Origin of the sequence: Streptomyces sp. NPDC058812 (genome assembly GCF_042744565.1) — a bacterium.
GTDB lineage: Bacteria > Actinomycetota > Actinomycetes > Streptomycetales > Streptomycetaceae > Streptomyces > Streptomyces thinghirensis.
The window spans coordinates 1-13,339 of the sequence record NZ_JBHYOB010000010.1; the positions used below are offsets into that span (position 1 = coordinate 1).

At 71.3% G+C, this 13,339-nt stretch carries 9 protein-coding genes; 8 read left to right on the forward strand and 1 reads right to left on the reverse strand.

From position 1 onward, the window contains the following. The 6 genes from ACFW48_RS21530 to ACFW48_RS21555 all read left to right on the forward strand — a co-directional run. Positions 1-195 (forward strand): adenosylhomocysteinase (locus tag ACFW48_RS21530; protein WP_386316866.1); only part of this gene is annotated, 195 nt, incomplete at its 5' end. Between the two features lie 154 nt (positions 196-349). Further along, positions 350-1,345, forward strand: a complete 996-nt coding sequence (locus tag ACFW48_RS21535; RefSeq protein WP_386316868.1) for an aldo/keto reductase — start codon at positions 350-352, stop codon at positions 1,343-1,345. A 267-nt stretch (positions 1,346-1,612) separates the two neighbouring features. After that, positions 1,613-3,004, forward strand: coding sequence for an aminotransferase class III-fold pyridoxal phosphate-dependent enzyme (locus ACFW48_RS21540; RefSeq protein WP_386316869.1), 1,392 nt, complete (start codon positions 1,613-1,615; stop codon positions 3,002-3,004). Positions 3,005-3,297: 293 nt separating this feature from the next. After that, positions 3,298-5,124 carry an IucA/IucC family protein gene (locus ACFW48_RS21545; RefSeq protein ID WP_386316871.1) on the forward strand — a complete coding sequence of 609 codons (1,827 nt, stop codon included), beginning with the start codon at positions 3,298-3,300 and terminating at the stop codon, positions 5,122-5,124. Between the two features lie 76 nt (positions 5,125-5,200). Beyond that, positions 5,201-5,899, forward strand: coding sequence for a GNAT family N-acetyltransferase (locus ACFW48_RS21550; RefSeq protein ID WP_386316873.1), 699 nt, complete (start codon positions 5,201-5,203; stop codon positions 5,897-5,899). A 246-nt stretch (positions 5,900-6,145) separates the two neighbouring features. Further along, positions 6,146-8,170, forward strand: a complete 2,025-nt coding sequence (locus ACFW48_RS21555) for an ATP-dependent DNA helicase (RefSeq protein WP_386316875.1) — start codon at positions 6,146-6,148, stop codon at positions 8,168-8,170. Between the two features lie 162 nt (positions 8,171-8,332). Here the strand turns inward: ACFW48_RS21555 and lexA are convergent, their stop codons facing one another. After that, positions 8,333-9,112, reverse strand: coding sequence for a transcriptional repressor LexA (gene lexA / locus ACFW48_RS21560; protein WP_121749622.1), 780 nt, complete (start codon positions 9,110-9,112; stop codon positions 8,333-8,335). A 565-nt stretch (positions 9,113-9,677) separates the two neighbouring features. Here lexA and nrdR point away from each other — a divergent pair. Next, positions 9,678-10,229, forward strand: a complete 552-nt coding sequence (nrdR, locus tag ACFW48_RS21565) for a transcriptional regulator NrdR (RefSeq protein ID WP_361731598.1) — start codon at positions 9,678-9,680, stop codon at positions 10,227-10,229. A 167-nt stretch (positions 10,230-10,396) separates the two neighbouring features. Beyond that, a complete protein-coding gene (locus ACFW48_RS21570; RefSeq protein ID WP_386316878.1) occupies positions 10,397-13,291 on the forward strand; it encodes a vitamin B12-dependent ribonucleotide reductase in 2,895 nt (964 codons plus the stop codon). The last annotated feature ends 48 nt before the right edge of the window (positions 13,292-13,339 follow it).

Here is a 13,339-nt window from a genome sequence, read left to right on the forward strand (position 1 = left end):
CAGATCGAGCTGTTCACCAAGCCCGACGAGTACCCGACCGATGTCTACGTGCTGCCCAAGCACCTGGACGAGAAGGTCGCCCGGCTCCACCTCGACTCCCTCGGCGTCAAGCTGACCACGCTCCGCCAGGAGCAGGCCGACTACATCGGCGTCAAGGTCGAGGGCCCGTACAAGGCGGACCACTACCGCTACTGACGGCGATTCAGGTCGGACGGCCGGTGCGGCGGTCGCATTTCGCATCCCCGCCGCACCGCGACGGGCCGGTCAGGACCGGCCCGTCGGTTTTCGGCCCCAGCCCGGCGCTTCGCTCCCTTGCTTCGGGCGCGTACGTGGGCGTTGGCTGATCACCATGGAATACACGCAGCTTGGACGTACAGGACTCAAGGTCAGCCGACTCGTGCTGGGCACCATGAACTTCGGGCCGCAGACCGAGGAGGCCGACAGCCACGCCATCATGGACGCCGCACTGGACGCCGGCGTCAACTTCATGGACACCGCCAACGTCTACGGCCAGAGCGCGGGCAAGGGGCGCACCGAGGAGATCCTCGGGGCCTGGTTCGCACAGGGCGGCGGGCGGCGTGAGAAGACCGTGCTCGCCACCAAGGTGTACGGCGACATGCTGCCCGACGGCGCCCCCGACTGGCCGAACTACGGCCGGCTCTCGGCCCTCCATATCCGCCGGGCCGTGGAGGCCTCACTGAAGCGGTTGCAGACGGACCACATCGACATCTACCAGTTTCACCACGTCGACCGGCTCACGCCTTTCGACGAGATCTGGCAGGCCGTCGACGTCCTCGTCCAGCAGGGCAAGATCCTTTACGCCGGTTCCTCCAATTTCCCGGGCTACAAGATCGCGCAGGCCAACGAGACCGCGGCGCGGCGCGGCTCCACGCTCGGCCTGGTCAGCGAGCAGTGCCTGTACAACCTCGCCGAGCGGCGGGCGGAGATGGACGTGATTCCGGCCGCGCAGGAGTACGGGGTCGGGGTCATCGCCTGGTCCCCGCTGTACGGCGGCATGCTCGGCGGCGTACTCAAGAAGGAGCACAAGGGCGGGCGCAGGACCGGGGGTCACGGCGCGCGCCTGCTCAACGACCCGGCCGTACGCGCGCGGGTGCAGTCGTACGAGGACCTTCTCGACAAGCACGGCATCGAGCCGGGCGAGGCCGCGCTGGCCTGGCTGCTGACCCGCCCCGGGATCACCGGCCCGATCGTCGGGCCGCGTACTCGGGAGCAGCTCGACTCCGCGCTGCGGGCCATCGACCTCGACCTGCCGGAGGACGTACGGGTCGGCCTCGACGAGATCTTCCCGGGCCCGGGTCCCTCGCCGGAGGCGTTCGCCTGGTGATCCGGCCGGCCGCCGCGATCGCGTCGTGCGGGGGCGGCGGCCACCCGCCCCGACGAGGATTTTCGGGTAACCCGTAACCCGGCGAACGGCCGGCTGTTGGTAGCGGTGGGGGGCCCGCTGTCCGAGTGCGGTCCCCCGTGCCGAGGGCGCCCCGACACGTCGGGTCGCGGCTGGACAGCGGGAGGTCGGGAAGCCGTGGCGGAATCCGCGTGCAGGGGGTTTACGTCCGGGGGCAGGCACGCCGGGCCGACCGCGGGGAAGGGCGCTGTGGGCGGGGCGCCGGCGCGGGCGCGTACCGCGCAGGAGAGCGCGCCGAAGCGTCAGCCGGCGCGTGAGTCCGCGGCGCGCACCTACGCGCGCGCCCTTCCCGTCGTACCGGTCCGGGCCCGGGGGCTCACCATCGAGGGCGCCGACGGCCGCCGCTACCTGGACTGCGTCTCGGGCGCGGGCGCACTCGCCCTGGGACACAACCACCCAGTCGTGCTGGAGGCCATCCGCAAAGTCCTCGACTCCGGTGCTCCTTTGCAGGTCATGGACCTCACCACCCCCGTCGAGGACGCCTTCGTCACCGAGTTGCTGCACACCCTGCCGCCCGGATTCGCCGACCACGCGCGCGTGCGGTTCTGCGGTCCGTCCGGCACGGACCCGGTCGCCACCGCCGTCGGACTGGTCCGCGCCGCCACCGGGCGGGACCGGGTGATCACCTTCACCGGTACCCACCACCGGGCGACCGCCGAGGCGTTCGCGGGCCCCGGCGACGCCTGCGACACCCGCGGCGCGCGCCTGCCCTACCCGCAGGACCGGCACTGCCCGTTCGGCGTCGGGGGAGAACGCGGGGCCGAACTCGCCGCCCACTGGGCGGAGTCCGTGCTCGACGACCGCCGCTCGGGGGAGCAGTCGCCCGCCGGGATGATCCTCGAACCGGTCCACTGCGAAGGAGGGGTGCTTCCCGCGCCGGACGCCTGGATGCGGCGCATGCGCCGGAGCACGGCGGAACGCTCCGTTCTGCTGATCGCCGACGAGACCGAGACGGGCGTCGGGCGGACCGGTGCCTTCTGGGCGGTCGAACACAGCGGTGTCATGCCCGACGTGCTGGTCCTGTCCAAGGCGATCGGCGGCAGCCTGCCGCTGGCCGCGGTGGTGCACCGCGACGACCTGCACACGGGGGAGCCAGGCGCCCGCACCTTCCGCGGCAACCAACTCGCCCTGGCCGCGGGCGCGGCGACCCTCGCCCACGTACGCGAGCACCGCCTCTCCGAGCACGCCGCCGTACTGGGGAGCCGGATGCTGACCCGACTGCGGGGCCTGGCCGAGGAGTTCCGGTGCGTCGGTGACGTGCGGGGGCGGGGCCTGATGCTCGGCGTCGAACTGGTCGCACCGGACGGTGCGCGTGAGATCCCGTCCAACGGCGCGGACACAGGCCCCGCGTCGGGCACCGCCGCCGAAGCCGCCGCCGCCGTCCAGCGGGAGTGCCTGCGCCGCGGGCTGATCGTGGACCTCGCGGGCCCGTCCGGAAACGTCGTACGCCTACTGCCACCGCTGATCGTCACCGAGGAGCAGACGTCGGCGGTCCTGGAGCGCCTCGCCGACGCGGTGGCGGCGGTGGACCGAAGCCATGGCGACCACGCCCCACCGCACGGGGCGCGCGCCGCGCGCTGAGATCCGCCGCCCAGGCCACAGCACGTCACGAGGGACCCGCCTTGCACACCACCCCCACACCCCGACCGACAACCACCGCGATCACCGGATCACCTTCGGCCACCCCTGCAGCTCCGGCACCGCCGTCGGCCGCTGCCGCCCATCCGGGCTCGGTTCCGGTTGCCGCCGCGCGTCCGGGCTCGTTCTCGGCTGCCGCTGCCAATCCGAGCTTGGGCCCGGATGCCGCCGCCCATCCGGGCTCGGTTCCGGCCGCCGCTGCCTGTCCGGGGCCCGTTCCGGCCGCCGCCGACCCCGTGCCCGTAACGGCCCTCGCCACCCTCCCCGCGACCGCGCCCCCGCTCACCGCCGATGCCCTGGACCACGCTGACCCGTACACCGGGGCCCAGGCGGCGACCGTGGAGAACCTGCTGCGCTGCTGGGCGCGCGAGACCGACGCGACCGCCCCCGGCAGCGGTGTCCTCCATGTGCCGCTTCCGGCCAGCGGCACTGCCCTGGCCGTTCCCGTCCATTACTGGTCGCCGACGGGGCGGCACCGATTCGGCCTCCCGCGCCTGGCCGGCGCCCTCGCCTCGGCGCCACCTGCCGACGCCGTCACGGTCGCCGCGCTGCTCGTACGGGAGACGGCCGGCGACCCGGGCCCCGACGGGGCCGACCTCGTGGCGCGTGTCGCCGACTCCGTCCGCCGTACCGCCGTCTTCCTCCGCGACCGCCGGGAGGACCGCCCCTCCGACGGCCCCGACGGCGGTCCCGACCTCTTCCTCGCCGCCGAGCAGGCGCTGCTCCTCGGGCATCCACTGCACCCCACACCCAAGAGCCGAGAAGGGCTCACGGAGGCGGAGGCACAGCGGTACTCACCCGAAGTGCGCGGCTCCTTCCCCCTGCACTGGGTGGCGGTCGCCCCCTCCGTCCTCGCCACCGACTCGGCCTGGACCGAGCGAGGTCGCCCGGTCACCGCGCCCCGGCTCACCGCACGCCTCGCCGGGGACGGGCCGGCGCCGCCGGACGGCTACGCGCTCCTTCCCCTGCATCCCTGGCAGTACCGCGCGGTAGTGCACCGGCCGGAGACCGCGGCCCTGCTGGACGCGGGACTGCTCAGGGACCTCGGCGCGCGGGGCGCCCCCTGGCATGCCACCTCCTCCCTGCGAACCGTTTACCGAACCGGCGCCCCCGCCATGCTCAAGCTCTCGCTGGCCCTGCACATCACCAACTCCCGCCGGGAGAACCTCCGCAAGGAACTCCACCGCGGAGTCGAGGTCCACCGCCTGCTGCGCACCGGGGTGTCCCGCCAGTGGCAGGCCGTCCATCCGGACTTCGACATCGTCCGGGACCCGGCCTGGCTCGCCGTCGACGGACCGGACGGGGAGCCGGTGCGAGGGCTCGACGTCGTCATCCGGCACAACCCCTTCCGGCCCACGGACGACGTCTCCTGCGTCGCCGGTCTCGTCGCGCCCCGGCCGTACGGGCAGGCGGACGACTCCGGCCAACCCACCGCCCGCGTCCCGCGCTCCCGGCTGGCCGAGGTCGTCACCCGACTCGCCGGGCGGACCGGCCGCCTACGCCAAGCCGTCGCCGCCGAGTGGTTCCTGCGCTACCTCCATCACGTCGTACGCCCCGTCCTGTGGCTGGACGCCCACGCCGGGATCGCCCTGGAGGCGCATCAGCAGAACACGCTCCTCCTGCTGGACACCGACGGCTGGCCCGCCGGCGGCCGCTACCGCGACAACCAGGGCTACTACTTCCGCGAGTCCCGGCGAGCGGAACTCGACGCCCGGTTGCCCGGCATCGGCGGGCACAGTGACACGTTCGTCTCCGACGAGGTCACCGACGAGCGATTCGCCTACTACCTCGCCATCAACAACGTGTTCGGCCTCATCGGCGCCTTCGGTTCCCAGCACCTCGCCGACGAACGGCTGCTGCTCGCGGCCTTCCGCCGTTTCCTGCGCGATCTCGCGTCGGGCCCCGCCCCGCTGCACAGCCCGCTGCCCGCACAGCTCCTCGACTCGCCCGTGCTGCGCTGCAAGGCCAACCTGCTGACCCGGCTGCGCGGCCTGGACGAACTCGTCGGCCCGGTGGACACCCAGTCCGCCTACGTCACCATCGCCAACCCGCTGCGCGCCTGAGCACACCGCCGGACCCTTCACCGGCCCCCCGGCCCCTTTCCCCGACCCTCCTTCCGCCTCCCGAAAGAGCGACACCGTGGCTTCCACCGATGCGAGCGCCGACGACACCCTTGACCTGCACCTCCCCGAGGAGTTCGTCGCCCTCTTCGGGCAGGGGAAACAGGGGGACGACCCAGCCGGGCCGGAGACGAGGCGGGCCGGCGACGACCTGCTCGACCGTGTCGCCGACTGGGGTCCGGCCGTCACCCCCGCGGGCGTGTTCCACCTGGTGCCCGTCCGTGCCGACCGGGACGTCCCGATCATCACCCGCTGGATGAACGACCCCGCCGTCGCCGCGTTCTGGGAACTGACCGGACCGCAGAGCGTGACCGAGGAGCACGTACGGGCACAGCTCACCGGTGACGGGCGCAGCGTCCCATGCGTCGGCATGCTGGACGGGGTGCCGATGAGCTACTGGGAGGTCTACCGGGCCGACCTCGACCCGCTGGCCCGGCACTGTCCCGTCCGGCCGCACGACACCGGTCTCCACCTCCTGATCGGCGATGGCACCGACCGCGGGCACGGCATCGGGACCACACTGATCAGGACCGTCACCGACCTCGTGCTCGCCAGGCGGCCCGCCTGCACGCGTGTGCTCGCCGAACCCGACGTCCGCAACACGGCCTCCGTCGCCGCGTTCCTCGGCGCCGGGTTCCGGTTCGCCGCCGAGGTCGATCTGCCCGCCAAGCGGGCCGCCCTCATGATCCGAGACCGGACGCCGCGCGAGCTGCCGTAGCGTCGTGTGACCCAGTCCCCGACGGCCTGATCCGACGGCCTGCCCCGACGGCCTGCCCCGACGGCCTGCCCCGACGGCCTGCCCCGACGGCCTGATCAGTGCCGCCCCCACTCGCCGACCGGCGCCCCCACCGCCCAGGAGCCCACCCTTGCCCCGGCCCTCCCCGCAATCCCTCCCGCCCCTGCCGTCCCTCGCTCACGCCTCGCCCGTCCGTTTGTCAGTGCCGGGCCGTAGGGTGGTCGCGCTATGACGAAGCCCTCACTCCCCGAACTCCTGCACGCCGCCGTCACCGCCGTCGGCGGCACGGAGCGTCCCGGCCAGGTGGCCATGGCCGAAGCCGTCGAGGAAGCCATCGACGGCGGCTCCCATCTGCTGGTCCAGGCCGGCACCGGCACCGGCAAGTCGCTGGGGTACCTGGTGCCCGCGCTGGCGCACGGGGAGCGGGTCGTCGTGGCGACCGCGACCCTGGCCCTGCAGCGCCAGCTGGTGGAGCGTGACCTGCCGCGGACGGTCGACGCGCTCCATCCGCAGCTGCGTCGCCGGCCGGAGTTCGCGATGCTCAAGGGCAGGTCGAACTACCTGTGCCTGCACCGGCTCCACGAGGGAGTCCCGCAGGACGAGGAAGAGGGCCTCTTCGACCAGTTCGAGGCCGCCGCCCCCACCAGCAAGCTGGGCCAGGACCTGCTGCGGATGCGTGACTGGGCGGACGAGACCGAGACCGGTGACCGCGACGACCTCACGCCGGGCGTCTCCGACCGTGCCTGGTCGCAGGTGTCGGTTTCCTCCCGCGAGTGCCTGGGCGCCTCGAAGTGCGCGTACGGAGCCGAGTGCTTCGCCGAGATGGCCCGGGAGCGCGCCAAGCTCTCCGAGGTCGTCGTCACCAATCACGCCCTTCTCGCCATCGACGCCATCGAGGGCGCTCCGGTCCTGCCGCAGCACGAGGTGCTGATCGTCGACGAGGCGCACGAGCTGGTCTCCCGGGTCACCGGGGTCGCCACCGGCGAACTCACCCCCGGCCAGGTCAACCGGGCGGTGCGGCGGGCCGCGAAGCTCGTCAACGAGAAGGCCGCCGACCAGCTCCAGACCGCGGCCGAGGGCTTCGAGCGGCTGATGGAGCTGGCGCTGCCGGGACGCCTGGAGGAGGTCCCGGAGGATCTCGGCTACGCACTCATGGCACTGCGCGACGCCTGCCGTACGGTCATCTCCGCCATCGGCGCGACCCGCGACAAGTCGGTGCAGGACGAGGACGCCGTCCGCAAGCAGGCGCTGGCCTCCGTGGAGTCCGTGCACGACGTGGCGGAGCGGATCACGAACGGCTCCGAGTGGGACGTCGTCTGGTACGAGCGACACGAGCCCCGCGGCGGAGCCGCATATCGGCACAGTGGCGCCTCACTGCGGGTCGCTCCCATGTCCGTCGCGGGCCTGCTGCGCGAGAAGCTCTTCACGGACCGCTCGGTCGTCCTGACCTCCGCGACCCTCAAGCTGGGCGGCGACTTCAACGGCGTCGGGGCCTCCCTGGGCCTCGCCCCCGAGGGCACCGAGGGCGACGACGTGCCCCAGTGGAAGGGCGTCGACGTGGGATCGCCGTTCGACTACCGCAAGCAGGGCATCCTGTACGTCGCCAAGCATCTTGCGCGCCCCGCGCGGGACGGCGACCGCGGCGACATGCTCGACGAGCTCACGGAGCTGATCCAGGCGGCCGGCGGCCGCACGCTGGGGCTGTTCTCCTCGATGCGGGCGGCCCAGCTGGCCGCCGAGGAACTGCGCTCCCGCATCCCGGAGTACCCGATCCTGCTCCAGGGCGAGGAAACGCTCGGCGAGCTGATCAAGAACTTCGCCGCCGACCCGAGGACCTGCCTCTTCGGCACGCTGTCGCTCTGGCAGGGCGTCGACGTCCCCGGGCCGAGCTGCCAGCTGGTCGTCATGGACAAGATCCCGTTCCCGCGCCCGGACGACCCTCTGATGAGCGCCCGCCAGAAGGCGGTGGAGGAGGCCGGCGGCAATGGCTTCATGGCGGTCGCCGCCACGCACGCCGCGCTACTGATGGCCCAGGGCGCGGGGCGCCTCGTACGGGCGTCGGGCGACCGCGGCGTGGTCGCCGTACTGGACCAGCGACTGGCGACGGCCCGGTACGGGAGCTATCTGAAGGCGTCACTGCCCGACTTCTGGTTCACCACTGACCGCAACCAGGTCCGCAAGTCGCTGGCCGCGATCGACGCGAAGGCGCGGCAGACGGAAGAGACGGAAACGGAAGAGACGGAAGGCGACTGACCCCGGGGTAGGTTCCCGCGGTCGTCGGGCTGGGTGCAACGCCGGACACCGACGCCGGACGCCCGGCCCGGCACAGCGCGGGGCCCCGGAACCGGCGCAGAGGTTCCGGGGCCCGGTCGGGTCGGCGGGTCGCTGTCGTGGCGTACCCGCCCGCCGTGGCGCTCAGACGCGGCGCAGTACGGCCACCACCTTGCCGAGGATGGTGGCGTCGTCACCGGGGATCGGCTCGTACGCCGAGTTGTGCGGGAGGAGCCAGACGTGGCCGTCCTCGCGCTTGAAGCGCTTGACGGTGGCCTCGCCCTCGAGCATCGCGGCCACGATGTCGCCGTTCTCGGCGACCGGCTGGCGGCGGACCGTGACCCAGTCGCCGTCGCAGATGGCGGCCTCGATCATCGAGTCGCCGACGACCTTCAGGACGAACAGCTCGCCGTCACCGACCAGCTGCCGCGGCAGGGGGAAGACGTCCTCGACGGACTCCTCGGCGAGGATCGGGCCACCGGCGGCGATGCGCCCGACGAGCGGGACGTACGACGCGGCCGGCTTGCCCGCGGTGTCCGTGGGCTGCACGGAGGCGGCCTGGTCGGAGCCGCGCACCTCATAGGCGCGCGGACGGTGCGGGTCGCGGCGCAGGAAGCCCTTGCGCTCCAGTGCCATCAGCTGGTGCGCGACGGAGGAGGTGCTGGAGAGGCCGACGGCCTGGCCGATCTCCCGCATCGACGGCGGGTAGCCGCGCCGTTGCACCGAGTCGCGGATGACCTCGATCACCCGGCGTTGGCGGTCGGTGAGTCCCGAGCTGTCGGCCCGGATGCCAGGAGGTCGGCCTGGCAGGGAGCGCTTGTGCCCCTCGGGATTCGTGGCGTCGCTCATCGCGTGCACCGGCTCAGGTCGGCCCTGGGGGCGGTCCTGGGCAGTGATGGTGGCACTGTCGGCGGTGGTGGTCACGTCGGCCCCTCTCGATGGTCTCCCTGCTGCACAACGGTAGTAGCTTTCGAAAGGTTGCGCCAAACACACGTTCGAGTGAAAAATCGCGAATCGCTCGCCCGGATCGTGCTTCTGGGTGTATGGCTAACGCGGCGCCTGGCGGACAAAAGGGCCCATTGCTGTACTCTTCACCGCCGTGGTGACAACCTCGGGGAGGTCGCTCCAGTCTGCCATCCGACATCCCGTTCGATGGCGCGGGTCCCCTCATCTGTGCGGTAGTCCCACGCCCCCTCCTCGCGGTGCCCACGGTATCTCCGCATGCGCCCGGGGGATACGGCCGTGCGCACGCGCGTCCGCCGCGCCACCTCGGTCGTACGACGCCTGCACGTACCGGAGCGACACGCGTGCAGGGCGTGTATGTATGAGCCAATCCCCACATCTAGTGGTTGGATTGCGGTAGCAGCCCACAAGTTGTGGTCCCCCGGGTCTTCGAGTCCGCTGCGATCGCCTATGCTGGGGGCTGCTTCGAGGGGCCTGAAGGGCCTTTCGAGGCTATTGAGTCTGCTGTGAGGAGGGTTCGGAGTTCATGCACTGCCCCTTCTGCAGGCACCCCGACAGCCGCGTCGTCGACAGTCGTACGACCGACGACGGCACGTCGATCCGCAGGCGCCGCCAGTGCCCTGACTGCTCCCGTCGTTTCACGACCGTGGAGACGTGCTCGCTCATGGTGGTGAAGCGGTCCGGGGTCACCGAACCGTTCAGCCGTACCAAGATCATCAACGGTGTGCGCAAGGCCTGCCAGGGCCGGCCCGTCACCGAGGACGCGCTCGCCCAGCTCGGCCAGCGGGTCGAGGAGGCGGTGCGGGCCACCGGAAGCGCCGAGCTGACCACCCACGACGTGGGGCTGGCCATACTCGGCCCGCTGCAGGAACTCGACCTCGTCGCCTATCTGCGATTCGCCTCCGTCTACCGGGCGTTCGACTCGCTCGAGGACTTCGAGGCCGCGATCGCGGAGCTCAGGGAGGCGACGGGGCGTCCCGGCGGAGACGGCGACGATGCCGGCGCGGGGAGCCAGGAGAACGACCGCGGGTCCACGGGGGCGGCACAGGTCCCCGAGCCCGCAGGCGCCGCCGACTGACCGGCGGGCCGGACCCGGACTTCGGCGCCCGGGCCCGGCCGGACGGCGGCGAGTGACAAAGACCTGTTGCGGGCGGTGCGAGAGATGCCCGCAACACAAGACAGAACACCGTGCCACGGGAACAATCGGGGCACTTCAGGGCGTTTTCGCCCGTACAGGGAGGCGGCATGACAGAGACGGCGAGCGGTCCGGCACGGAGTTCCCGCGCCAAGGGCACCAAGGCGGGCAAGGGACTCCGCGTCGAGCGCGTCCACACCACTCCCGGCGTCCACCCCTACGACGAGGTGGCCTGGGAGCGTCGTGACGTCGTCATGACCAACTGGCGCGACGGCTCGGTCAACTTCGAGCAGCGTGGCGTCGAGTTCCCCGAGTTCTGGTCGGTGAACGCGGTCAACATCGTCACCAGCAAGTACTTCCGGGGTGCCGTCGGCACCCCGCAGCGTGAAGTGAGCCTGAAGCAGCTCATCGACCGCATCGTGAAGACGTACCGGAAGGCCGGCGAGGACCACAAGTACTTCGCCTCGCCCGCCGACGCCGAGATCTTCGAGCACGAGCTGGCCTACGCCCTCCTGCACCAGGTCTTCAGCTTCAACAGCCCGGTCTGGTTCAACGTCGGCACGCCCCAGCCGCAGCAGGTCTCCGCCTGCTTCATCCTGTCCGTCGACGACTCCATGGAGTCGATCCTCGACTGGTACAAGGAAGAGGGCATGATCTTCAAGGGCGGCTCGGGCGCCGGCCTGAACCTGTCCCGGATCCGCTCCTCCAAGGAACTGCTCTCCTCCGGCGGCAACGCCTCCGGCCCGGTCTCCTTCATGCGCGGCGCCGACGCCTCCGCCGGCACCATCAAGTCGGGCGGCGCCACCCGCCGCGCCGCCAAGATGGTCATCCTCGACGTCGACCACCCCGACATCGAGGACTTCATCCAGACCAAGGTCTCGGAGGAGGAGAAGATCCGCGCCCTGCGCGACGCGGGCTTCGACATGGACCTGGGCGGCGACGACATCACGTCCGTCCAGTACCAGAACGCCAACAACTCGGTCCGCGTGAACGACACGTTCATGAAGGCCGTCCAGGACGGCGGCAAGTTCGGCCTGACGTCCCGCATGACCGGTGAGGTCATCGAGGAGGTCGAGGCCAAGGCGCTGTTCCGCAAGATGGCCGAGGCCGCGTGGGCGTGCGCCGACCCGGGCATCCAGTACGACGACACCATCAACCACTGGCACACCTGCCCGGAGTCCGGCCGGATCAACGGCTCGAACCCCTGCAGCGAGTACATGCACCTGGACAACACGTCCTGCAACCTCGCCTCGCTGAACCTGATGAAGTTCCTGAAGGACGACGGCAAGGGCAACCAGTCCTTCGACGCCGAGCGCTTCGCCAAGGTCGTCGAGCTCGTCATCACCGCGATGGACATCTCCATCTGCTTCGCGGACTTCCCGACCCAGAAGATCGGCGAGAACACCCGCGCCTTCCGCCAGCTCGGCATCGGCTACGCCAACCTCGGCGCCCTGCTGATGGCGACCGGCCACGCCTACGACTCCGACGGCGGCCGCGCCCTGGCCGGCGCCATCACCTCCCTGATGACCGGCACGTCGTACCGGCGCTCCGCCGAACTCGCCGCGATCGTCGGCCCCTACGACGGCTACGCCCGCAACGCGCAGCCGCACCTTCGGGTCATGAAGCAGCACTCCGACGAGAACGCCAAGGCCGTCCGCATGGACGACCTGGACACGCCGGTCTGGGCCGCCGCCACCGAGGCCTGGCAGGACGTGCTGCGCCTCGGCGAGAAGAACGGCTTCCGCAACTCCCAGGCGTCCGTCATCGCCCCGACCGGCACCATCGGTCTCGCGATGTCCTGCGACACCACCGGCCTCGAGCCCGACCTCGCCCTGGTCAAGTTCAAGAAGCTGGTCGGCGGCGGCTCGATGCAGATCGTCAACGGCACCGTCCCGCAGGCCCTGCGCCGCCTGGGTTACCAGGAGGAGCAGATCGAGGCCATCGTCGCCCACATCGCCGAGCACGGCAATGTGATCGACGCCCCCGGCCTCAAGCACGAGCACTACGAGGTCTTCGACTGCGCCATGGGCGAGCGCTCCATCTCCGCGATGGGCCACGTCCGCATGATGGCCGCGATCCAGCCGTGGATCTCCGGCGCCCTCTCCAAGACGGTCAACCTGCCGGAGTCGGCGACCGTCGAGGACGTCGAGGAGGTCTACTTCGAGGCGTGGAAGATGGGCGTCAAGGCGCTCGCCATCTACCGCGACAACTGCAAGGTCGGCCAGCCCCTCTCCGCCAAGACCAAGGAGAAGGAGAAGGCGGAGGTCACCGAGAAGGCCGAGGCGACCATCCGCGAGACGGTCGAGAAGGTCGTCGAGTACCGTCCGGTCCGCAAGCGCCTCCCGAAGGGTCGTCCCGGCATCACCACCTCCTTCACGGTCGGCGGCGCCGAGGGCTACATGACGGCCAACTCCTACCCGGACGACGGTCTCGGCGAGGTCTTCCTGAAGATGTCCAAGCAGGGCTCGACCCTCGCGGGCATGATGGACGCCTTCTCCATCGCGGTCTCCGTCGGCCTCCAGTACGGCGTGCCGCTGGAGACGTACGTCTCGAAGTTCACCAACATGCGCTTCGAGCCGGCCGGTATGACGGACGACCCGGACGTGCGGATGGCGCAGTCGATCGTCGACTACATCTTCCGCCGCCTGGCGCTGGACTTCCTGCCCTTCGAGACGCGCTCCGCGCTCGGCATCCACTCCGCCGAAGAGCGTCAGCGTCACCTGGAGACGGGTTCGTACGAGCCGTCCGACGACGAGCTGGACGTCGAGGGCCTGGCCCAGTCGGCGCCGCGCGCCCAGGAACTGAAGGCCGTCGCCACGCCGAAGGCCGAGGTCGAGGCGGCCACGCCCGCTCCGCAGCAGGCGCACACCAGCGCCGAGCTGGTGGAGATGCAGCTGGGCATCCAGGCCGACGCACCGCTGTGCTTCTCCTGCGGCACGAAGATGCAGCGCGCCGGTTCCTGCTACATCTGCGAGGGCTGCGGCTCGACCAGCGGTTGCAGCTGACACGTAGGTCCACATGAGTAAGGGGCGCCCGCCAATGGCGGGCGCCCC